Origin of the sequence: Nocardiopsis algeriensis, assembly GCF_014203695.1 — a bacterium.
Taxonomy (GTDB): Bacteria; Actinomycetota; Actinomycetes; order Streptosporangiales; family Streptosporangiaceae; genus Nocardiopsis; species Nocardiopsis algeriensis.
This window is the reverse complement of record NZ_JACHJO010000015.1, coordinates 1-23139: the sequence shown is the minus strand read 5'-3', so window position 1 is coordinate 23139 and position 23139 is coordinate 1. Positions and strand designations below refer to the sequence as shown.

Genomic DNA, 23139 nt, shown 5'->3' with positions numbered 1-23139 from the left:
CGGGTGGTGGGGGCGTTCACTGGCGGGGGTTCCACAGCTGCTGGAGCTGGTCCATCTCGCCCGCGTCGAGCAGGTCGGCGAAGGCGTCGGGCCCGGGTTCGGGCTCGGGTTCCGGTGCGGCCAGGGCGGCGTGGGCGGCGAGGCGCTCGGGGGTGCGGTGGGTGAATACGTCGCGGACGCTCAGCTCCAGTCCGGCGGCGCGGGCCCGGCCGACCAGGCGGATGGAGGTGACGCTGTCGCCGCCCAGGGCGAAGAAGTCGGCGTCGGCGGCCACCTCGTCCAGGCCCAGGAGTTCGGCGGCGGCGGCGCACAGGGCCTTCTCGGCCGCGGTGGCGGGGGGACGGCCCGGGGGCCGGTCGGCGGCGGGCCGGGGCAGGGCGGCGCGGTCGAGTTTGCCGTTGACACCGAGCGGGAGGCGCTCCAGCACGGTGACGGCGGCGGGCACCATCGCCCGGGGCAGGAGGCGGGCCAGGTCCTCGCGCAGCCGGTCGGGGTCGAGGTCGTGTCCGGGCCGTGGGACGGCGTAGCCGTCGACGCGGCCCGGACTCACGGTGGCGGCGGCCGCGGCGACGCCCTCCAGACCGGTCAGGGCGGCCTCGATCTCGCCGGGTTCGACGCGTACGCCGTTGATCTTGACCTGGTCGTCGGTGCGGCCGAGGTAGACCACGGTGCCGTCGTGCCAGCGGTGGACCAGGTCGCCGGTGCGGTACATGCGCGACCCGGGCGGACCGAAGGGGTCGGCGACGAACCGCTCGGCGGTCAGGTCGGGGCGGCCGGTGTAGCCGCGGGCGAGCTGGAGGCCGCCGAGGTGGAGTTCGCCGGGGGTGCCGGGGGCGACGGGCCGCAGCCAGGGGTCGAGGACGTACAGGGCGGTGTTCCACACGGGGGAGCCGATGGGCACGGTTCCCGGGCCGGAGGGGTCGGCGGCGGGGTGGGAGGAGACGTCGATGGCGGCCTCGGTGGGCCCGTAGAGGTTCTCCAGGCGGGCGTCGAACACGCGGGTGAAGTCGCGGGCCAGGTCTGCGGGCAGTGCCTCCCCGCTGGAGACGACCAGGCGCAGTGCGTCGGCGCGCGCGGCCGTCGGCTCCTCCAGGAACAGGCGCAGCATCGAGGGAACGAAGTGGCAGACGGTGACGCCGCGGCGGGCGAACAGGTCGGCCAGGTGGGCGGGGTCGCGGTGGCCGTCGGGGCGTACGGGGACGATCGCGGCGCCGGCGGCCAGGGGCCAGAAGAACTCCCACACCGAGACGTCGAAGCCGACGGGGGTCTTCTGTGCGACGCGGTCGCCGGGGGTGAGGCGGTGGGCGTGCTGGGTCCATTGCAGGCGGTTGGCCAGCGCGCGGTGGGTGATGCCGACGCCCTTGGGTCTGCCGGTGGAGCCGGAGGTGAAGATCGTGTAGGCGAGCTGGTCGGGGTGGGGGCGGGCCCAGGGCAGCGGGTCGGCGGCATCCAGGCGCTCTCGGACGGAGGGGGCGTCGGTCTCCACGACGGCGGGTGCGGTGCTCCGGGGGGCCGGGCCGCTGCGGGCGGCGAGGGCGGGGGCGAGGTCGCGGTGGATTTCCGAGGTGGTGACCAGGACCGCGGCGCCGGCCCGGGCGGCCGTGTCGGCCAGGCGGGCCGGGGGGTGGTCCAGGTCCAGGGGCAGGTAGGCGGCGCCGGTGCGCACGGCGGCGAGCAGGGCGGTCACGAGGTCGGTGCCGCGCGGGAGGGCGACGGCGACCACGGTCTCGGGGCCCGCGCCGTGTTCGGCGAGGACGGCGGCCAGGCGCGCGGCCTCGTCGTGGAGTTCGCGGTAGGTGAGTTCGCGGTCCTCGGCCACGACGGCGGTGCGGTCGGCGTGGGCGTCGGCGGCCGCGATGAGCATCCCGGTGAGGGTGGTGTGTTCGAGGGGGTGGGCGGTGTCGTTGTGGCGGCGCACGAGCGCGTGCTGTTCGGCGGGGAGCGGGTCGAGTTCCCGTACGGGCCGTTCGGGGTCGGCGCAGGCCTGGTCGAGCAGGCGGGTGAACGTTGCGAGCAGGGCGCGTGCCTCCGGCTCGGGCAGGGCGTCGGGGCGGTGGTCCAGGCGCAGCAGCGGGGCGCCGCCGGGGCCGTCGTCGGGCAGGAAGGTGAGGGTGGCGGGGTAGTGGGTGGCGTCGCGGACGCGGACCCGCTCCAGGCGCAGGCCGGCGTGGTCGGCCTTCTCGGTCTCCCGGTCCAGGGGGTAGTTCTCGACGACCAGGAGGGTGTCGAAGAGGGTTCCGTGGCCGGCCTGGCGCTGGACGGCGGCCAGCGGGGCCCACTGGTGGTCGAGCAGGTCGGCCTGTTCCAGGCGCAGCCGGGTGAGGAGGGCGGCGACGCTCTCGGCGGGGTCGAGGCGTACGCGTACGGGAAGGGTGTTGGTGAACAGGCCCACGGTCTCCTGGGCGCCGGGCAGGTCGGCGGGGCGGCCGGAGACCGGCTGTCCGAACACCACGTCGGTGTTTCCGGTGCGGGCGGACAGGGTCAGCGCCCATACGGCCTGCACGACGGTGTTGACGCTGGTTCCCGCACGGGAGGCCAGGGCACGCAGGCGCTCGCCCGCCGCGACCGAGGGTGCCTGTTCGATCCGCTGCGGGGAGGCGGCCGCCTCTCCGGCGCCGGGTACCGCGAGCGTGGGTCCGGCCAGACCGTCCAGGGCCCGGTGCCAGGCGCGCAGGTCGGCCTCGGCGTCGCGGCGCGTCAGCCAGGCCAGGTGGTCGCGGTAGCGGGGCGCGGGCGGCAGGGCGGTACCGGCGTACAGGCGCAGCAGGTCCCGCACCAGCAGCGGCAGGGACCAGCCGTCGAGCAGGACGTGGTGGGCGGTGACCAGCAGGACCGTGCGGCCGGGTTCGGCGGTGAGGGCGCGGAAGCGCATCAGCGGAGGTGCGGCCAGGTCGAAGCGGTGGCCGAACTCGGCGTCGGCGATCTCCTCCTCGCGGGCGTCCCGCTCCGGTGCGGGCAGGGCGGACAGGTCGGTGTCGTTCCAGTGGACGTCGGTGTCGGCGGGTACGAACTGGACGGGCTGGTCGAGTTCCTCGTGGAGGAAGCCCGCGCGCAGGTTGGGGTGGCGTTCCAGCAGTGCCGCGGCGGCGCGGCGCAGCCGGGCGGTGTCGGCGGGGCCGCGCAGTTCGAGGCGGACCTGGATGTTGTAGCCGTCACCGCCGCCGCTGAGGGCGTGGTGGAACAGCAGCCCTTCCTGCAGGGGGCCGAGCGGGAGCACGTCGGCGATCGCGCCGGTGTTCTCCTGTGTCATCGCCGCTTCCTCCACATCGATTCGAGCTGGTCGAGCTGGCCGGGTGCGAGGGAGAGCAGGGGCTCCTCCTGCGCGGGCGGGGCCGGGTCGGGTGCGTGCGCGGGCCGGGCGAGGGCGGCCAGGTCGGCGACCACCGGGTGCCGGAAGACCTGGCGGCCGGTGACGGTCCATCCCTCTCGGCGTGCGGCTCCCACCAGGCGCAGGGTCAGGACGCTGTCGCCGCCCAGGGCGAAGAAGTCGGCGTCGGCGCCGACCCGGTCCAGGCCGAGGACCTCGGCGTAGACGGCGCACAGGGCGCGTTCGGCGTCGGTGGCGGGTTCCCGCCCGGGGTGGCCTCCGGTTGCGGGGGCGGGGTCGGGCAGGGCCTTGCGGTCGATCTTGCCGTTGGCGGTGAGGGGGAAGGCGTCGAGCAGTACGAACGCCGAGGGGATCATGTAGCCGGGCAGGGTGCGGCCGAGTTCGGTGCGCAGTCCGGTGTCGGTGACGGGGCCGTCGGTGACCGCGTAGGCGACGAGGCGGTGGTGGCCGTCGTCCTCCCGGCGGGCGGTGACGACGGCCTGGGCGATGCCGTCGATGCCGGTCAGGGCGGTCTCGATCTCGCCGAGTTCGATACGGAAACCCCGGACCTTGACCTGGAAGTCGGCGCGGCCCAGGAAGTCGAGCGTCCCGTCCTCGCGCCACCGGGCCAGGTCACCAGTGCGGTACATGCGTGTTCCGGGCGCTCCGAAGGGGTCGGCGACGAACCGCTCGGCGGTCAGGGCGTGCCGGCCGTGGTAGCCCAGGGCCACCCCCTCGCCCGCGATGTACAGGTCACCGGCCACCCCGGTGGGGACCGGGTTCAGGAAGGTGCCGAGCACGTAGACGCGGGTGTTGGCCATGGGACGGCCGATGGTCACGGGCTGTCCGACCGTCACCGGCGCGGTGGTGGACCAGACGGTGGTCTCGGTGGGCCCGTAGACGTTGGTGACCTCGGCCGCGCAGGATGCGAGCCGGTCGGCCAGGTCCTGCGGCAGCGCCTCGCCGCCGACCAGGACACGCAGACCGCGCAGCACCTCGGGTTTGGTCTCCAGGAGCATGCGCCACAGGGTGGGGGTGGCCTGCATGGTGCCGATGCGGCCGGATTCGAGAAGTTCGGCCAGGGCGATGCCGTCACGGACGGTGTCCTTGTCGGCCAGGACGACGGTGGCACCGGACAGCAGCGGCAGGTACAGCTCCAGCACCGAGATGTCGAAGCTGACCGTGGTCACCGCCAGCCACCGCTCCCCCTCCTTCAAAGGGAAGCGTCCGGCCATGTCGGTGAGGAAGTTGGCCAGGTTGCGGTGCGAGACCACCACGCCCTTGGGACGCCCCGTCGACCCCGACGTGTACAGCACATAGGCCGCACCGTCCGGAGCGGAGGACCGCACGGCACCGGCGGAGAGGGCGGTGCTCCGTTGCGGACCGCGGTGCGGGATCTCCGGGTCCCCGGCCCGGGGCGCCGCCGGCACGTGCGCCGCGCCGGCGGCGGTCGCGCCGGTGACGGTCGCGCCGGTGACGGTCGCACCAGTGACGGTCGCGCTGGTGTCGTGTGTGTCCAGGTCCAGGACAGGAACCCCCGTGCCCTCGGGCGGAACCACTCCCCCGCCCGTGACCAGCAGCACCGCACCCGAGTCCGACAGCATGTACGCCAACCGGTCCCGCGGAAACTCCGGATCCAACGGCAGATACACCGCACCCACACACTGCACCGCCAACAGCGCCGCCACCAGATCCACCGACCGGGGCAGCGCCACCCCCACCACCTGGCCCGGACCCACACCCGCCCCGCGCAGCAGAGCGGCGACCCGCTCCATACGCCCGCACACCTCGGCATAGGAGTAGGAACCCGCACCGTCCTCCACCGCCACCGCATCCGGAGCACGCACCGCCCACCCGGCCAACGCCTCACACGGACGCGGCGCCCACACCTCCACCCCGGTCGCATTGAAACCCTCCACCAGGACATCACGCTCGGCGGTTCCGAGGATGTCGACATCCGCGATCGGCAGTCGGGGGTCCTGGACCGCCTGCCGGAGGACCCGTACCAGGCGGTGGGCGAGCCGCTCGGCGCTGTCGGGGTCGAACAGGTCGGCGGAGTGGTTGAGTGCCAGCCGTGTTCCCTGTGCGGGGTCCTCGACGAAGGCGAACTCGAGGTCGAACCTGGCCGTGTCCAGCGGTGTCTCCACCAGCTGCGTGCGCGATCCGAAGAGTTCGCCCGTGCCCTCGGGGCGCCTCTGGTAGGACACCATCGTCTGGAACAGCGGGTGCCTGGCGACCGAGCGCTCGGGGGCGAGCGCCTCCACGACGGTGTCGAAGGGGGCGTCCGCGTGGGCGAACCCGGCCAGGTCCACAGCGCGCACCCGCGCCAAGAGTTCGGCGAAGGAGGGGCGTCCGGACAGGTCCAGGCGCAGGACCAGGGTGTTGAGGAAGAACCCGACCGCGTCCTGGGTGCCCTCGTCGGCCCGGTCGGCGACGGGGCTGCCCAGGGGGATGTCGTCCCCGGCCCCGAGCCGGTGCAGCAGGACGGCGACCGCCGCCTGCACCACCATGAACACGGTGGCGCCGTGCCCGGTGGCCAGGTCGTGCAGGGCCTGCTCCAGTTCCGGGTCGATCGGCACCTGGACCAGGCCGCCCCGGTGGGAGGGCACGGCCGGGCGCGGCCGGTCGGTGGGCAGGTCCAGTTCCTGGGGCAGGCCGGACAGGGCCTGCTTCCAGTGTGCGAGGCGGCGGGCGAGCGGGCTGCCGGGGTCGGCGGCGTCGCCGAGCCAGTCGCCGCGCGAGGCCGCGTAGTCGGAGTACTGGACCGGCAGCGGCTCCCAGTCGGGGGCGCGTCCCTCGGCGCGGGCGCGGTAGGCGGTGTCCAGGTCGGACAGGAGCGGGCCGAAGGACCACTCGTCGGCGGCGATGTGGTGCACGACGAGCAGCAGCAGGCATCCCCGGCCCACGCCGGGGCCAGCGAGCAGGCGCACCCGCAGGGGCGGGCGCGCGGCCAGGTCGAAGGGGATCGCGGTGAGACGGGCCAGTTCCTCCTCGGGAGAGCCCTCGACGCGGACGGTCGCCACGTCCTCCGCCGCGGCCCGGGCCGGAAGGAGCTCGGCCTCGGGCCCGTCGTCGCCGGCGCGGACGACCGTGCGCAGGACCTCGTGCCGTTCGGCGAGGTCGGCGACGGCGGCGCGCAGCACGTCCTCGTCGAGCGGGTCGGCCACGCGTACGGCCAGCGGCACGTTGTAGGCGCCGCCGGGTTCGTGGACCTGGTCGATGAGCCAGAGGCGGTGCTGGGAGTGCGAGAGCCTCGGCCGCCGGTCCTCGCGCGGCCTCACCGGGGGCCGGTCCTCCTGTCCGTCGGCGGTGCGGCGGGCGAACCCGGCCGGGGTGGGCGCCTCGAAGAGGTCGCGCACGCCCACGTCGGCGCCGAGGAGGGCGCGGGCCCGGGCGACGACCCGGGTGGCGAGCAGGGAGTGGCCGCCGAGGGCGAAGAAGTCGTCGTCGGGGCCGACGTCGCGGCCCAGGACGTCCCCGAAGAGGCCGCAGACGATCTCCTCGCGGGCGTCGGCGGGGACGCGTCCGGCCGTGTCCGGGCCGCCGGGGTCGGGCAGGGCCTTGCGGTCGATCTTGCCGTTGGCGGTGAGGGGGAAGGCGTCCAGGAAGGCGAACGCCGACGGGATCATGTAGTCGGGCAGGGTGCGGCCGACGTGCTCGCGCAGGGCGGCCGGCGAGGGCGCCGCGGCCCCGGGCTCGGGAACGAGGTGGGCGGCGAGCCGGGCCGACCCCGACGGGTCCTGGCGGGCGGTGACGACGGCCTGGGCGATGCCGGGCGCGGTGAGCAGGGCGGTCTCGATCTCGCCGAGTTCGATACGGAAACCCCGGACCTTGACCTGGAAGTCGGCGCGGCCCAGGAAGTCGAGCGTCCCGTCCTCGCGCCACCGGGCCAGGTCACCAGTGCGGTACATGCGCGTCCCAGGCGCTCCGAAGGGGTCGGCGACGAACCGCTCGGCGGTCAGGGCGTGCCGGCCGTGGTAGCCCAGGGCCACCCCCTCACCCGCGATATACAGGTCACCGGCCACCCCGATCGGTGCCGGGCGCAGCGCGGTGTCGAGCACGTAGACGCGGGTGTTGGCCATGGGACGGCCGATGGTGACGGGCTGTCCGACCGTCACCGGTGCGGTGGTGGACCAGACGGTGGTCTCGGTGGGCCCGTAGACGTTGGTGACCTCGGCCGCGCAGGATGCGAGCTGCTCGGCCAGGTCCTGCGGCAGCGCCTCACCGCCGACCAGGACACGCAGACCGCGCAGGAGGCGGGGGTCGTGCTCGGCGAGTGCGCGCCACAGCGACGGGGTGGCCTGCATGACGGTGGCGCCGCTGGAGGCGAGCAGCCCGCCGAGCAGGCGCGGGTCGCGGACGGTGTCCTTGTCGGCCAGGACGACGGTGGCACCGGACAGCAGCGGCAGGTACAGCTCCAGCACCGAGATGTCGAAGCTGACCGTGGTCACCGCCAGCCACCGCTCCCCCTCCTTCAAAGGGAAGCGTCCGGCCATGTCGGTGAGGAAGTTGGCCAGGTTGCGGTGCGAGACCACCACGCCCTTGGGACGCCCCGTCGACCCCGACGTGTACAGCACATAGGCAGCACCGTCACCATCGGCGGGTGTGCCGGGCGCGCCGGGTGCGGCGGTACCGGTGGTGGTGTGGGTGTCCAGGTCCAGGGCAGGAACCCCCGTGCCCTCGGGCGGAACCACTCCCCCGCCCGTGACCAGCAGCACCGCACCCGAGTCCGACAGCATGTACGCCAACCGGTCCCGCGGAAACTCCGGATCCAACGGCAGATACACCGCACCCACACGCTGCACCGCCAGCAGCGCCGCCACCAGGTCCACGGATCGGGGCAGCGCCACCCCCACCACCTGGCCCGGACCCACACCCGCCCCGCGCAGCAGAGCGGCGACTCGCTCCATGCGCCCGCACACCTCGGCATAGGAGTGGGAACCCGCACCGTCCTCCACCGCCACCGCGTCCGGAGCACGCACCGTCCACCCGGCCAGCGCCTCACACGGACGCGGCGCCCACACCTCCGCCCCGGTCGCATTGAAACCCTCCACCAGGACATCACGCTCGGTGCCGGTGGTGACGGGCAGGTCGGCGACCCGCAGACCGGGGTTCTCGGCCAGGGCGGTGAGGACCTCCAGGAGGCGCTCCAGGAGGGTTCCGGCGAGGGAGGCGCCGACCGCGTCGGGGCGGTGGCACAGGCGCAGCCCCAGTTCCCGGCCGGGGAAGACGTTGAGCGAGACCGGGTAGTGGGTGGCGTCCTCGACCTTCACGTCCGTCAGGCGGACGCCGCCGTGGTCGCGGTCGGCCAGGGCGTCGCGCAGGGGGAAGTTCTCGAACACCAGCAGCGTGTCGAACAGGGGCGAGACGCCCGCCAGCTCCTGGGTCCGGGTCAGTGCGGTGTGGTGGTGCTCGGCCAGGACGGCCTGGCGCCGCTGGAGGTCGGCGACCACGTCGGCCAGGCGCGCGGCCGGGTCGGCGCGCACCCGCACGGGCACGGTGTTGATGAACAGGCCCAGGGCGGACTCCGCGCCGGGCAGGTCGGCGGGGCGGCCGGAGACGGTGGCGCCGAACACGACGTCGGTGCGTCCGGTCGCGCCGCCCAGGACCAGTGCCCAGGCCGCCTGCACCAGTGTGTTGACGGTGACGCCCAGGTCGCGGGCGGTCTCGGCGGCGCGGGCGCTCGCCTCGGGGGAGAGCGCGGCGGTGAGCACCCGCTGGCCCTGGCCGCCGTGGGCGGAGGCGCCGGGGGCGATCAGGGTGGGGCCGTCCACGTCGGCCAGTTCGGCGCGCCAGGCGTTGTCGGCCGCCTCGGTGTCGCGTGCGGCCAGCCAGGCGAGGTGGTCGCGCAGGCCGGTCGGCGGCACGGGCGCGGCGGGGTCGGTGTAGCGGTCGAACAGGGCGCGCAGGAACAGAGGGGTGGACCAGCCGTCCAGGAGGGTGTGGTGGTCGGTGGCCACCAGGGCGTGCACCTCCTCGTCCAGCCGGACCAGGGTGAAGCGCACCAGCGGCGGGGAGGTCAGGTCGAAGGGTGTGGCCAGTTCCCGGGCGCACAGTTCTTCCAGAGCGCCGGGGTCCTGGGACAGGTCGGTCTCGTGCCAGCGCGCGGCCACCTGCTCGGGGACGAACTGGACGATGTCGTCGCCGTCGGCCCAGAATCCGGCGCGCAGGTTCGGGAAGTCGCGCAGCAGGGCGTCGGCGGCCCGGCGCAGGCGCGCGGCGTCCAGCGGCCCCTCGACGCGGGTGACCGACTGGGCGGTGTAGGCGTCGTGCCCGCCTCCGTAGAGGCTGTGGAAGACCAGGCCGGACTGGAGCGGCGTGGGGGGCCACAGGTCGGCCAGGCGTGCGTCGGGGTCGCCGCTGCGTTCGGCCCAGGCGCTCTCGATCTCGGCGATGCGTCCGGCGTCCAGGCCGGTGAGCGGGACGTCGGAGGGGGTCAGGACGTGGGCGCCGGGGGCGCGGGCGGCCTCGGCCATGGTGCGCAGGGCGGTGGTGAGGCGGTCGGCCAGGGTGTGCACGTCCTCGTCGCGGTGGACCCCGGGGGCCCAGCGCCAGGTCAGGTGCAGGCGCGGCCCGTCGGCGCCCTCGTGGGCGACGGCACCGAGTTCGAGACCGCAGGTGAGCGGCTGTGCGGGGTCCTCGCCGAGCATGATGCGGGCGGAGACGGGGGCGGACTCCCAGGGCTGTTCGGTGGCGGCACCGAAGCGGCCGAGGTAGTTGAACAGCACGTCGGGGCGGGCGCGGTCGGCCAGGAGGGGCGCGGTGTCGGGGTTGAGGCGGCGCAGCAGGCCGTGGCCGAGACCGTCGCCGGGGACCGCGCGCAGGATCTCCTTGACGTGTTTGAGCACGTTCGCGGCCGTGGCCGGGTCGGTGAGGGCGCGGGCGGGGTCGGCCCCGCCGGTGTCGAGGGCGACGGGGTGGGAGCTGGTGAGCCAGCCGACGGTGCGGGACAGGTCGGCCGAGCCTCCGACGTGCAGTTCGCGCCGGCCGTGGCCCTCCACCTCGGCCAGGAGGCGGGCGCCCGGGCGTGCGGCGGCGATGGCGAGGGCGGCCAGCAGCACGTCCTCGGCTCCCGCCCGGTAGACGGCGCCGATGCCGGTGAGCACGTCCCTGCTCAGGGCGGTGTCGAGTTCGCGTTCGAGGGTGCGGCGCACGGCGACGGTGTCGCGGGCGGGGTCGAGGGCGCGGGCGCCCAGGGGGCGGTGGGCGGGGTCGGTCTGCTCCAGCCAGTGGTCGAGTTCGGCGACCCGGTCGGGGTGGCGGGCCTCCTCGTGCAGCAGCTGTGTCCAGCGGCGCAGCGAGGTTCCGGCCGAGGGCAGCCGCACGGGGCGGCCCGCGCCGAGGGCGGCGACGGCGGCGGCCAGGTCGGGGCCGATCACGCGCCAGGAGACGCCGTCCACGGCCAGGTGGTGGACCTGGAGCAGGAGCTGCCCCACCCGGTCGGGGCCGGCGTCGAACCATACGGCGGACAGCGGGCGCCCCCGGGTCAGGTCGATGCGGGTGTGTGCCCGGCGGGCCTCCCGCTCGACGGCCGCGGCCAGGTCGGCGCCGCCGGTGCCGGCGGCGCCGATGCGTACGATCTGCGGGTACTCCCCCTCGCGGTGCGCGGGTGGTACCTCCATGCCTCCGTCGGCGGGGTCCGTCCGGAGGCGCAGGGCGCCGTGGTGGGCGACCACTGCGGCGAGGGCCTCCCGCAGGAGGCCGGCGGTGGAACCCGCCGGGGTCCACAGGACGTGGGACTGGGTGAAGGCGGCCGGCACCGGCCCCTGGTCGAGGAGTTCGGCGGCGACGGGGGTGGGGGCGACACGGCCGACCGGGTTGTCGGGGACCTTCTCGGCGGGGCCGGCGGCGCGGGCGCGCCGGGCGAGTCCGGCCGCGGTCGGGGCCTCGAACACGTCGCGCACCGTCAGCTCCAGACCCGCCTCGCGGGCCCGGTTGACGGCCTGGATGGCGAGGATGCTGTCACCGCCCAGGCGGAAGAAGTCGTCGTGGACCCCCGCCTCGGTGGCGAGCACCTCGCGCAGCACCCGCACCAGGGCGCGTTCGCGGTCGGTGGCCCCCTCCTCCCCCGAGGCCCGCGCCCCGCCGGGGTCGGGCAGCGCGGCGTGGTCGACCTTGCCGCTGGAGTTGAGCGGAAGCCGGTCGAGCACGACCACGTGCGCGGGGACCATGTAGTCGGGCAGACGGCGCGCGATGTGGGCGCGCAGCTCCTCCCCGTCGAGTTCCCGCCCGTTCCAGGGAACGGCGTAGGAGACCAGGACGGCGCCTCCGGCGGGGGTACGGCGCACCGCGGTGGCGCACCGGGCGACACCGGGGAAGGCCTCGGCCGCCGCGTCGACCTCGCCCGGCTCGACCCGGTGGCCGCGTACCTGCACCTGGGCGTCGGTCCGGCCGAGGTAGGCGACGGTGCCGTCGGTACGCACCAGCACGCGGTCGCCGGTGCGGTACATGCGCGATCCGGGCGGGCCGTAGGGGTTGGCGACGAACCGCTCGGCGGTCGGGCCGGGTCGGTCCACGTAGCCGCGGGCGAGCTGGTCGCCGTCCAGGTACAGCTCGCCGGGCACGCCGCGCGGTACCGGGCGCAGGGCGCTGTCGAGGACGTGGGCGCCCACGCCCGGCAGGGGTGTGCCGATGGCGGTGCGGGCGCTGTCGCGCACGTCGCAGACCAGGGCGTCGACGGTGTTCTCGGTGGGGCCGTAGAAGTTGAGCGCGCGGGTGGCGGGCAGTGCGCGCAGCCGCTCCCACAGGCCCTGGGGGCAGGCCTCGCCGCCGAAGGTGAGCAGCCCCGGTACACGGCTCATCCGCCCCGAGTCCAGGAGCGCCTGCAGGTAGGAGGGGGTGGCGTCGAGGTGGTCGATGCGGTGCTCGGCGGCGTAGGCGCCCAGGCGGGCGTGGTCGAGGACGATGTCGGTGTCGACCAGGTGCAGCTCGTGGCCGTGGACCAGACCGAGCAGGGTGTCCCAGGAGGCGTCGAAGGTGAACGATCCGGTGTGTGCGACGCGTGCCCGCTCGGGCAGCGGGAGGCGGGCGCGCTGGGTGGCGGCCAGCGCGGCCAGGGCCCGGTGCTCGACCACCACGCCCTTGGGGCGGCCGGTGGAACCGGAGGTGTGGATGACGTAGGCGGCGTCCTGGGGTCGCAGGACCGGCAGTTCCGCCTCGGCGGGGTCGTCGTCCTCCGTGTCGGGGTGCACCACGCGGGCCCCGCCGGGGTCGGGCAGGGCGGTGCCGGCGCCGGCCACCACGAGCGCGGGCCGGCATGCGGCGAGCACTCGGGCCAGGCGTTCGGCGGGGTGGTCGGGGTCCAGCGGAACGTAGGCGGCGCCCGCGCGCAGGACGGCGAACACCGCCGTGAGCAGTTCCACCGACCGGGGCAGGGCCAGGGCGACCAGCTCGCCGGGGCCGGCGCCGAGGGCGCGCAGGCGGCGGGCGAGCCGGTCCACGCGGTCGGTGAACTCGGCCCGGGTCAGCCGCTGGTCCCCGGCGACGACGGCGACCGCGTCGGGTTCGGCCGCGGCCGAGCGCGCGAGCAGTTCCGTGACCGGGGTGAAGCCCTCCGCCACCCGGGGGACGGGGGGCAGCGCGTCGGCCGGCGCCGCGGTGTCGAGCGCGGCGACGGCGGTTTCCGGGCGGGCCGCGGCGAAGGCGGTGAGCAGGCGCGCGAAACCGGACAGGTGGGCGCGCACTCCCTCGCGGTCGTAGCGGTCGGCGTTGGCGTTGGCCTCCAGGGCCAGTCCCCCGGCGCGGTAGACCGACACGGCGATGTCGTCGACGGGCCCCTCGGACAGGGTCGTGCTGGTGGAGGGGCAGCCGTCGAAGGTGAGGGCGTGGTCGAACAGCTTGACGTTGAGCTCGGGCCCGAACAGGCCCCGGCCCACCGCCGACAGGTCGCGGCGCAGCTGCTCGGACCGGTAGCGCTGGTGGGAGCGCAGTCCCCGGGAGGCCCGCGCGGCGGCCGCGGTCGCCTCGGCGACGGTGTCACCGGGGCGTACGCGCAGCCGCAGGGGCAGGACGTTGACCACCATGGCGGGGGTGCGTACCGCGGCGGTGCCCATGCGGACCATCGCCGGGGAGCCCAGCACCAGGTCGCGCGCACCCGTCATCCGGTGCACGTAGGCGGCGAACGCTCCGGTCAGCGCGTCCACCCATGTGGCCCCGGTGCCCCTCACCAGTTCCTCGAGCCCCGCCGTGACCGCCGGCGGGATCTCCAGGCGCTCGCGGAGGAACCCGGCGTGGGGCGAGGGGGGTGCCGACGACAGCTGCGCCGGCTCGGGCCGGTCGGCCATCGCCTCCGTCCAGTAGGCGCGGTCGGTCGCGTATCGCGGCGAGGCGGCGTAGGCCTCCTCGTCGGCCACGACGTCGGCCAGCCGGCCGAAGCCCGCGGGTGCCGGCTCCTCCCCCCGGCCCAGGCGGGTGTACACGTCGGCGACGCGGCGCGCGACCATCGCCACGGCGTAGGCGTCCACCGCCAGGTGGTGGTAGCGCTGGTACCACAGCCACCGGCGCGCGCCCACCCGCAGCAGCGCGAACCGGTACAGCGGCTCGGCCGCCGGGTCGACGGGGCGTCCGGTGTCGGCGCGCATCCAGGCGCGGGCGCGCTCGAACGCGCCCTCCTCCCCGCCGTCCCCGGTCAGGTCCGCGACCTCGAGGTCGCGGGGCACCTCCCCGCGGACCACCTGCACGGCCCTGTCGCCGTCGGCCGCCACGCGTGCGCGCAGCGCGTCGCTCTCGGCCACGGCGGTGCGTACGGCGGCGGCGAACCGTGCGGTGTCCAGGTCGGTGGGGATGTCGGTGTACTGGCCGACGTTGAACACCGGGCTGTCGGGGGCCGTCTGCTGCGCGTACCAGACACCGGCCTGGGCGCCGGTCAGGCCCATAGGGATGCCGTGGGGGTCAGCCATGGGTCGGTTGCTCCTCGGAAAGTGCAGGGGTGCGCCCGGGTCCGGCGGGCCGGACCGCGGGCAGGGGACGCGCGGACGAGGGGGTCGGGTCAGCGGGAGAGCAGGGCGGCCCAGGCGCTGACGGTGGGGGTCTGGGCGAGGTCGGTGAAGTCGGGGTCGGCGCCTGCGGTGCGCCAGGTCTCCATCAGGCTCATGAGGCGGACCGAGTCCAGGCCGCGGTCCATGAGGTTCTCGTCGGGGTCGATGCTCTCGGGGGGCTCTCCCAGGACGGCGGCGACATCGTCACGCAGGCGTTCGGCGGTGAGGGTCGGGGCCATGGCGGCCTCCTTCTTCCGGTGGCTGTCAGGCGGGGACGGGGGTGCGGGCCTGGATCGAGTCGATGATCTCGGCGGAGCGGACGGCGACGTTGGACAGCAGCGACGACGACACCCCGTGCGTGTGCTCGGTGCCGCCCTGCAGGTAGAGACCGCAGGTCAGTTCGTCGCGGGTGGCCATCCGGTAGTCGCGTTCCACGGCCGGCAGCCCGTCGGGGGTGGTGTGCAGCAGGTCGGCGACGGAGCCCAGGAGGGGGCGGGGGTCGGCGGGGTGGTAGCCGGTGGCGAAGACGACGTAGCCGGCCGCGACCGGTGTCTGCTTCCCGGTGACCAGGTCCTCCAGCACGACGGCCACACCGTCGGGGCTCTCGGTGAGTCCGGCGACCCGGGAGGTGTTGTGCAGGTGCAGGCGCTGCGTCCCGTGGACCTTCTCGGCGTAGTGGCGCCGGTAGAGGGCGTCGATGAGGTCGGGGTCGACCACCGAGTAGTTGGTGTTGCGGTGGTAGCCCAGAAGGGTGCGCTTGACCTCCTCGGGGGCGGTGTGGAACGCGTCGACGGCCTCGGGGTCGAAGATGCGGTTGGCGAACGGGCTGTCGTCCGAGGGGCTGTATCCGTAGCGGGTGAACACCGAGTGCACGTGGGCGGCGGGGAAGCGCTCGTGGAGGTGCTCGACGACCTCGGCGGCGCTCTGGCCGGCGCCCACGACCACGAAGGAGTGCGGTGCGGCCTTGGGCGGCAGCTGGGCCAGGTTGGTGAGCAGGTGCTCGTTGTGCCACACGCGGGCGGACTGCTCGACGCCCTCGGGCATGCGGGGGCGCAGGCCCGGGCCGAACACGACGTTGCGGGTGCGCAGCACGGTGCGCCGGCCCGCCGTGTCCTGCGTGACCACGTCCAGGTGGGTGATGCGTTCGCCGGTGCGCACCGGCAGCACCTCGACCACCTCGTGCCCGTAGCGGACCTGGTCGGAGACCCGGTCGGCGCACCAGGACAGATAGTCGTGGAACTCCTGCCGCAGGGGGAACAGGGTCTTGTGGTTGATGAAGTCGTTCAGCCGGCCCACGTGGTGCAGGTAGGACAGGAAGCTGAAGTCGCTGGCGGGGTTGCGCTGGGTGACGAGGTCCTTGAGGAAGGACACCTGCATGGTGGCGTCGTCCAGCAGCATGCCCCGGTGCCAGCCGAAGGCGGCCTGGCGTTCGAGGAACACCCCGGTGGGGGCGGCCTCTCCGCGCCCGCGGCGTTCGGCCAGGGCGATGGCCAGGCCTACGTTGGAGGGGCCGAAGCCCACGCCGACCAGGTCGGAGACAGGGGGGTCCTGCTCTGTGGCGGACACGGTGTTCCCTTCGTTGCGGTGGTGCACGTCAGTTCCCGGCCCGGGCCGGGGCGCCGCTCAGGGCGGACAGGGCGTCGGAGGTGCGCAGTACGGAGGCGCACCGACCGGCGGCGTAGTGCAGCGCGGACCGGTGGTGGTCGGCGCTGAAGTCGGCGACGGCGTCGGCGACCAGGAACGGCTGGATGTCGCGCATGAACGCGTCGGCCGCGGTGAGCTGGCAGCCGATGTGCGCGTACAGGCCGGTGACCACGATCTGGTCGCGGCCCTGGGCGGCCATGCGCTCGGCCAGGTCGGTCTGGGCGAACGCGCTGTAGCGCCACTTGGTGAGCAGCACGTCGGCCCCCTCGGGTTCCAGTCCGGGGTCGATGGCGGTGTGCTCGGCGACCGCCTTCATCCCCGGGCCCCAGAAGTCGTTCTCCAGGCCGCGCTGCTCGGGGGTCATGTCGCCGGGTTTGGCCGTGTAGACCACCGGGACGCCGGCTCGGTGGCAGGCCCGGCGCAGGTCGGCGATGTTGCCGCGCATCCGGGAGACGGGCTCGCGGTCGTGCCGGTAGGGGCTGAGGAAGTAGCGCTGCATGTCGTGGACGAGCAGGACGGCGCGCTCCGGGTCCAGGGTCCAGTCCACCCGGTTGCGGGGCAGCTCCTCGTCGGCGGGGAGCGGGTAGGGCGCGATGGTGGGCAGTGCCATCAGTGGTCCGATCCGGGTCGGGTGGAGGCGGCGCGCAGGTCGCGTTTGGCGACCTTGCCCACGGCGGTGGAGGGCAGCTCCTCCACGAACTCCACGAGGTCGGGGATCTTGTAGGCGGCCAGGCCGCGGCCGCGCAGGAAGGCCAGGAGCTCGCTCCGGGCGGGCGCCTGGCCCCGGGGAACGACGTAGGCGCAGGTGCGTTCGCCCAGGAACGGGTCGGGGACGGCCGCGACGGCGGCGTCGCGCACGGCCGGATGGGCCAGGACGTGGTTCTCGACCTCGGCGGCGGCGATCTTCTCGCCGCCCCGGTTGATCTGCTCCTTGGCGCGGCCGGTGACGACGAGGTTGCCCGAGGGGTGGCGGCGCACGATGTCGCCGGTGCGGTAGAAGCCGCCGGGGGTGAACGCGGTGGCGTTGTGCTCGGGCGCCCGGTAGTAGCCGCGGATGGTGTAGGGGCCGCGGGTCAGCAGGTGGCCGGATTCGCCCTCGGGTACGGGCCGGTCCTGGTCGTCGACGATGCGGATCTCGTCGTGGGGGCTGATGGGTCGGCCCTGGGTGGTGGTGACGACGTCGTCGGGGTCGTCCGCCCGGGTGTAGTTGACCAGGCCCTCGGCCATGCCGAACACCTGTTGCAGGGAGCAGCCCAGGACGGGGGTGACGCGGCGGGCGGTCTCCTCGGCGAAGGCGGCGCCGCCCACCTGCAGGACCCGCAGGGAGGACAGGTCGCGGGTTCCCTGGGAGCCGTGCTCGACCGCGTCGAGCCAGAGGCGGGCCACGGGCGGCACGACCGCCGTGTGGGTGACCCGCTCGGCCTCGATCAGGGCCAGCGCGGTGCCGGGGCCGGGGTCGGGTGACATGACGACGGTGCCGCCGGCATGGAGCACGCCGAGGAAGCCCGGGGAGCTCATGGGGAAGTTGTGCGTGGCCGGGAGCGCGGCGAGGTAGACGGTGCCGGTGTCCAGACCGCAGATGTCGGCGCTGGCGCGGACCGAGTACAGGTAGTCGTCGTGGGTCCGGGGGATGAGCTTGGGCAGCCCGGTGGTGCCCCCCGAGAGCTGGAGGAAGGCCACTCCCCCGGGGTCGGGTTCGGCCGGGGTGAAGGGTCCGTGCCCGCTCCTCAGGGAGTCCAGCGGCACCTGCCCGGGGCCGGGATCCCCGTCGACGACGACGTGGGTCAGCGAGGGCACGGCCGCGCGCACCTCCTCGGCCATGCCCCGGTGGTCGAACCCCGTGGGGGAACCGGGGATCACGAGGGCGGCGGCGCCGGTGGTGGCGGCCATGTGGACGACCTCGCTGCGCCGGTGGGCGGGCAGGGCGTACACGGGCAGTGCACCCAGGCGGAAGAGGCCGAAGACGGTTTCGAGCAGTGCGGCGGTGTTGGGCAGCTGGACGACGACGCGGTCGCCCTCGGCCAGGCCCAGGCGCGCCAGCCCCGCGGCGAGGGCGTCGGCGCGGGCGTCGAGTTCGGCGTAGGTCCAGCGGTCCCCGCCCGCGACGACGGCGGTGCGGTCGGCGAAGCGGCGGGCCCGCTCGCGCAGGAACGCGCCGAAGGTCTCACCGGTCCAGTAGCCGGCCTCGCGGTAGGCGGCGGCGAACTCGGGCGGGTACGGGACCCAGCCGTCGAGGTGCGGGGGGCGGTCTGCGGTGCCGGTCACGGTCAGGCCCCCTGGTCCACGCCGAGGGCGAGCAGGAGGGTGCGCAGCTTGGCGGAGGTCTCGGCGAGTTCGGCTGCGGGGTCGGACTCGGGCATGATGCCGCCGCCGGCGAACAGGTCGAGGGTGCGTCCGGAGGTGTCGGCGCAGCGGATGGTGACCACCCACACGCCGTCGCCGCGGGCGTCGGTGTATCCGACGGTACCGGTGTAGAAGCCGCGGTCGAAGGGCTCGATCCCGGCGATGGTGTCGAAGGCCCGGCCGGTGGGGGTGCCGCAGACGGCCGGGGTCGGGTGCAGTGCGGCGGCCAGCACGTGGGCGGGGGTGTCGGCGTCGCGCAGGCGTCCGGTGACGCGGGTGGACAGGTGCCACATGGTGGCGGTCCTGAGCAGTTCGGGCCCGTCGGGGACCGAGAGTTCGCGGCAGTAGGGAGTCAGGGCGTCGGCGACGGCCTCCACGACGACGGCGTGCTCGCGGCGGTCCTTGTCGGAGGTGAGCAGGCCGACGGCGGCGCGCTGGTCCTTGGTGGGGTCGGCGCTGCGGCGCGCGGAGCCGGCCAGGGGGTTGGACACGACGGCGTCGCCCCGCCGGGAGACGAGGAGCTCGGGGCTGGCCCCGATGAGGGTGCGGGGGCCGGTGCCGCGTTCGGGCAAGGGTGTGGCGAACACGTGGGCGCCGGGGTCGCGTCGGAGCAGGTTGGACAGGACGGCGGCGACGTCGACGTCCTCGGTGCTCTCCAGGCGCAGGCAGCGGGCGAGGACGACCTTGCGCAGTTCGTCGTCGTCGGCCATGAGTTTGAGGGTGCGCTCGACGGCGGCGGTGTGCTCCTCGGGGGCGGGGACGGGGGTGAGGGTCCACTCTCCGCGCAGGGGGCGCCAGCGGGGGCCCGTTCCGCCGTCGCGGGCGGGCGGTGCGGTGGACACGCTCTCGGGCACGATCAGGTGGGCGGGGCGGGAGGCGTCGAAGGGGACGGCTCCCACGGCGACCGCGTCCTTCCCGGCGGAGGCCAGGGCCGCGGGGACGGCGTCGAGGCTGTTCAGGACGGCGAGGCTTCCGGTTCCGTGCAGGACACCTTCGGGCGAGGAGAGGAAGACGTCCCCGGGCCGGTAGGCCCGGAGGAGGTCGCCCGCGCCGGGGGCGGGGGTCTGGGCGCGCTGCTGGGACATGGGGGCGATCGGCCTTTCTGTGTCGGGCACGCGAGCGGGGCGGCCGGTGGGCCGTGGGGTGGCGAGGGGGTGTCAGCGGAGCGTGGCTCCGCCGTCCACGTGGAGCTCGTGCATGGTGATGTGGCGGGCGGCGTCGGAGAGCAGGAAGCGCACGGCGGCGGCGACGTCCTGCGGGTCGGCGATGCGGCCGAGCGGAATGCCGACCTTGAAGGCGGACGGGTCTCCCTCCAGGAGGGGGCCGAAGCCGGTGCCTGCGGTCATGGCCCGCAGCATGGGGGTGTCGGTGGAGCCCGGGGAGACGACGTTGCAGCGCACGCCGCGCGGGGCCAGTTCCAGGCCGAGGGACTTGGTGAGGGCGACCGCGGCGGCCTTGGAGGCGGCGTAGGCGGCCATGCCGGCGCGGGGGACGCCGGCGGCGTTGGAGGCGACGGTGACCAGGCTCCCGTGCCCGCGCGGTCCCATGCGGCGGGCGGCGGCGCGGCCGACCGTGAAGACACCGGTGGCGTTGACCGCCAGGACGCGGTTCCAGTCGGCGTCGGTGCAGTCGGTGACGGGCCCGGTGGCCAGGACGCCGGCCGCGCCGACCACGGCGGTGACAGGTCCGAGGGCGGCCTCGGCCTCGTCGAAGAGCGCCTCGACCTGCGCGGTGTCGGTGACGTCGGTGGGCAGGGCCAGGACCTTGCAGCCCCGGGACTCCAGGTCGCGCACGGTCCGGGCGAGGCCGTCGGGGTCGACGTCGGCGGCTGCCACGCGGGTGCCGTGCGCGGCCAGGTCGGCGGCCACGGCACGGCCGATGCCGCTCGCGGCACCGGTGACCACGGCGGTGCCGCTGATCCCGAACTCGCTCACCTGGGGTTTCTCCTTTCGGCACGGCTGCGACCTGGGCTTATTTAGGTAATGCTTACCTAAGAAGCCCGCGGCAAGTCTCATCGGACCCGCGCCGGACTGTCAATAGGCACACCTAAGTGACCCAGGTCACCTTCAATGTGCCGGGAAAGCGGGCCGCCGGGGCGCCGGGCCGGACGGAGAAGGCCGCGCGAGGGCATCCCCGCAGGCCAGAAACGGTTACCGTGCGTCAACAAGGAATGACCCGGACCTCTCCGCGGCGGAGGGACCGGCCTGCCTCCCCGCGTCTGAAACATGCGAGAAGTGAGTCCCTTGTCACTTTCCTGCGGGACTTTCGCCAGGGGGTTCCGGTTCCTCAGAACTCAACCCTGGTCCCGAAACGGGCAGCCGAAACCGTGCCCTAGCCTGGGACCGGCCCCGTCCCGTGAACCCGAGCAGAGGAACCCGTGAGCATCACTCCCCGAACAACCGCGATCGCCTTCCGCGTGGTGGCCGTCTTCGAGGCCTTCACCTGGGTGGGCCTCCTGGCCGGCATGTACGTCAAGTACCTGGGCAGCGGAAGCGAGGCGGGTGTGCAGTTCTTCGGCCCGCTGCACGGCGGCGCGTTCGTGCTCTACGGCCTCGTCGCCCTGGTCGCGGCGCTGCACCTGCGCTGGGGCCTGTGGCCGACCCTGGTGGCACTGGCCGCCTCCGTGCCCCCGCTGGGCACGCTCGCGGCCGACCTGTGGCTGCACCGCAGCGGCCGCCTCACCACCGCCCCGGGTCGGCGGGAGGCCGAGCCCGTCGCCTGAGCGCTCGGAGCCCCGACCGGCTCCGCCTCGGGGGGCGGCCGCGCGGCCGCCCCCCGAGGTGCTCTCGGCCCGGCTTCAGACCTCGCAGGAACCGGCGGGGTTGAAGGGGGCGAACATGCCGCTGGGGTTGTGCTGCCACAGCCACACGTGCAGCGTGTAGTTCACCGGCAAACCCGGCCCCTGAGCCTCGTCGGGGCCGTCGAAGGGCTGCCCGAAGAGGGAGGGCCGGTCGCCGTCGGTGGAGGGGTCCTGGTCCTCGTCGACGAAGTAGTACTCCAGCGCGACCAGCTTGTGTCCCCCGTAGCCGTCGGGCTGGTAGACGAGGACCTCGGGTTCGCGCACGTCCAGTTCGCGGTCGATCAGGTCCCGGTTGGCGTAGTGGAACCCCATGGCCCCCTCGGGGCTCTGCACGCACTCGTCGTCGGGCACGTAGCCGTCGGCGATCGCCCGGGACACGTCGCGGTACTTCTCCCCTGCCTCCTTCGCCGCGGCCAGCTGCCGCTGCACCGCGTCGTGGCCGTCGTGGGCGAGCGCGGCCGCCGGCGCGCCGACGGCCAGGGAGACCCCCGTCATCACGGCCGCGGCGATGCGGCGGGTGGGTCGAGACATCGTCTTCCTCCTCATCCCGGGCGCCTTTCGCATACCCGGAACCAGCGGGGCCGTCCGGGGAGGGCACCGGTTCGGGTCCGATGCCCGGTGTGCGGACCCGAACACCGGGTCACGGGCGCGTGTCCGGGGACAGCCTCTCCGCATCCTCCGCTGTCCCGGCCTCCGCGACGCCCGTCATGGAGCAAAGCCGGGCAACTGTTGACCCGGCCGTCGACCGGCCGGACGGGAGCGGATCGGCGAGGCCGCAGTACCCCTGGTCGGCACCGCGTCCTCAGGCCGGAGAAGGCCTGAGCTCGGCGCCGTACTCCATCGCCGCCAGGACCGCATCGGCCGTCCCGGTCAGCGTGGAGAGAGGCCGGAAGCGGCGCAGGGCGCCGGGCGCGAACGTGTCCAGGGACCCGCGCACGAGCGGCTCTTCCCGCCGTTCCCGCAGCACGGCGACGCTGCCGGGCCGGTACATCTCCTGGAGGGCACCGAAGGCCACCGCGGTCAGCCACAGCTCCAGCAGCGGGCCGGAACCGCCGCCCAGCCGGTCAGCGCAGCCGCGCCGCAGTTCCCCTTCCTCCGCTCCCCACTTCAGGAGGACCTCCAGCAGCGGCCGGTGCGCCTCGGGAACGTCGTTCGCGGTGTCGATGAGGACCGCCTTGCCCAGGTTCCACCGCAGGAACGGCAGCAGGGGCGGCAGGTCGAGCACACGGCCGTCGAAGCGGGCTCCCCCGCTCGCGAAGCAGGTGGCGCGGCGGACACCGTGGTCGCCGTTGCCCTTGAGGCTGGGCAGTTCCCTGTGCTCGACCAGGTTCGGTACGGCGGCCAGTGTCCGCACGCCGCGCCCGCGCAGGAAGGCGAGGGCCGCGCGGTCGTCGGAGCGCCCTTCCGCACACGCCATGTGGCGGCCCATGTCCACCGCGATGTCCCGGGGAAGTGCCAGGGCGGGCGTGGGCATGTAGGGGTTGACGACGGGTACCGCGCCGACTCCGGCGAAAGCCGCCCAGCGCGCGAGGCAGGCGGTGCGCGATCCCCATTCCACGAAGAATGCGAGCGCCGCACCGGGATATCGGCGCAATGCGTCGCATACCGACGCGGTGAAATCAGCACACAGGATCACGTCGTCCTGGAGCACCAGGTGGTGGGTGCCCTCGTGCAATTCGGCGTGGGAGAAGGCCACGGCCGCCGCGCGCAGGGAACTGGGCGGCCCGCCGGGGTCGGGGTCCACGGCCAGGCGGGCGCCGGGAAGTCCCAGGGCATCGAGGACCTTCCGCGCCTCGCCGGCTCTGCGGGGGTGCGTCATGACGGACACGGAGAAGCGGGGAGCGTTGTCTTCCACCCCTGGAGAATAACCATGGCAAAGAAAATACAAAAGGGTGCGGAAAAATAATTTCCGCGCCCCTTTTGCTTTACCCGGCCAGAATACCACGCTTCTGATTCGACGTGCACCGCTCTCATTGAGGTGATCTCAGCAATCGGGAAGCAGTAGAAAACCGGCAATAAAGACGAGAAGTGCATCCATGGGTGAATTTCCGTTCCCCTGACACAGACGT

The 23139-nt window shown here is 74.4% G+C and carries 11 protein-coding genes; 1 reads left to right on the top strand and 10 read right to left on the bottom strand.

Annotated features, from left to right (window positions below; all coding sequences use genetic code 11):
- Window positions 1-16 precede the first annotated feature (16 nt).
- From FHS13_RS20240 to FHS13_RS20205, 8 genes are all read right to left on the bottom strand, one after another.
- Entirely contained in the window at window positions 17-3250 is a 3234-nt protein-coding gene (locus FHS13_RS20240; RefSeq protein ID WP_184293547.1) for a non-ribosomal peptide synthetase, read from the bottom strand.
- Window positions 3247-14205, bottom strand: a complete 10959-nt coding sequence (locus FHS13_RS20235) for a non-ribosomal peptide synthetase (protein ID WP_184293546.1) — start codon at window positions 14203-14205, stop codon at window positions 3247-3249. The genes FHS13_RS20240 and FHS13_RS20235 overlap by 4 nt, the downstream gene beginning before the upstream one ends.
- Window positions 14206-14294: 89 nt before the next feature.
- Entirely contained in the window at window positions 14295-14522 is a 228-nt protein-coding gene (locus tag FHS13_RS20230; protein WP_184293545.1) for a phosphopantetheine-binding protein, read from the bottom strand.
- Window positions 14523-14547: 25 nt separating this feature from the next.
- Window positions 14548-15849 (bottom strand): SidA/IucD/PvdA family monooxygenase, encoded by a 1302-nt coding sequence (locus FHS13_RS20225; RefSeq protein WP_184293544.1) that lies wholly within the window; start codon window positions 15847-15849, stop codon window positions 14548-14550.
- Window positions 15850-15877: 28 nt separating this feature from the next.
- On the bottom strand, window positions 15878-16537 hold the full coding sequence (locus tag FHS13_RS20220) for an isochorismatase family protein (protein WP_184293543.1): 660 nt from the start codon (window positions 16535-16537) through the stop codon (window positions 15878-15880).
- Window positions 16537-18192, bottom strand: a complete 1656-nt coding sequence (locus FHS13_RS20215) for an AMP-binding protein (protein WP_184293542.1) — start codon at window positions 18190-18192, stop codon at window positions 16537-16539. The genes FHS13_RS20220 and FHS13_RS20215 overlap by 1 nt, the downstream gene beginning before the upstream one ends.
- 2 nt (window positions 18193-18194) lie before the next feature.
- Window positions 18195-19355 carry an isochorismate synthase gene (locus tag FHS13_RS20210; RefSeq protein WP_184293541.1) on the bottom strand — a complete coding sequence of 387 codons (1161 nt, stop codon included), beginning with the start codon at window positions 19353-19355 and terminating at the stop codon, window positions 18195-18197.
- A gap of 72 nt (window positions 19356-19427) precedes the next feature.
- Window positions 19428-20204, bottom strand: coding sequence for a 2,3-dihydro-2,3-dihydroxybenzoate dehydrogenase (locus tag FHS13_RS20205; protein ID WP_343065104.1), 777 nt, complete (start codon window positions 20202-20204; stop codon window positions 19428-19430).
- A 443-nt stretch (window positions 20205-20647) separates the two neighbouring features.
- Here FHS13_RS20205 and FHS13_RS20200 point away from each other — a divergent pair, with 443 nt between their 5' ends.
- On the top strand, window positions 20648-20992 hold the full coding sequence (locus FHS13_RS20200; RefSeq protein WP_184293539.1) for a DUF3817 domain-containing protein: 345 nt from the start codon (window positions 20648-20650) through the stop codon (window positions 20990-20992).
- A gap of 75 nt (window positions 20993-21067) precedes the next feature.
- On the opposite strand, the gene FHS13_RS20195 is transcribed toward FHS13_RS20200, so the two are convergent.
- The gene (locus FHS13_RS20195) at window positions 21068-21601 is read right to left on the bottom strand and encodes a hypothetical protein (RefSeq protein WP_184293538.1); all 534 of its coding nucleotides are present in this window, start codon (window positions 21599-21601) and stop codon (window positions 21068-21070) included.
- Between the two features lie 271 nt (window positions 21602-21872).
- The gene (locus tag FHS13_RS20190) at window positions 21873-22925 is read right to left on the bottom strand and encodes a hypothetical protein (RefSeq protein ID WP_343065103.1); all 1053 of its coding nucleotides are present in this window, start codon (window positions 22923-22925) and stop codon (window positions 21873-21875) included.
- Window positions 22926-23139 lie beyond the last annotated feature (214 nt).

What these genes read in the sequence shown, in the direction of transcription:
- FHS13_RS20230 (WP_184293545.1), bottom strand. Translation starts at nt 14,522, where the DNA reads ATGGCCCCGACCCTCACCGCCGAACGCCTGCGTGACGATGTCGCCGCC.
- FHS13_RS20210 (WP_184293541.1), bottom strand. Translation starts at nt 19,355, where the DNA reads ATGTCCCAGCAGCGCGCCCAGACCCCCGCCCCCGGCGCGGGCGACCTC.
- FHS13_RS20220 (WP_184293543.1), bottom strand. Translation starts at nt 16,537, where the DNA reads ATGGCACTGCCCACCATCGCGCCCTACCCGCTCCCCGCCGACGAGGAG.
- FHS13_RS20240 (WP_184293547.1), bottom strand. Translation starts at nt 3,250, where the DNA reads ATGACACAGGAGAACACCGGCGCGATCGCCGACGTGCTCCCGCTCGGC.
- FHS13_RS20195 (WP_184293538.1), bottom strand. Translation starts at nt 21,601, where the DNA reads ATGTCTCGACCCACCCGCCGCATCGCCGCGGCCGTGATGACGGGGGTC.
- FHS13_RS20235 (WP_184293546.1), bottom strand. Translation starts at nt 14,205, where the DNA reads ATGGCTGACCCCCACGGCATCCCTATGGGCCTGACCGGCGCCCAGGCC.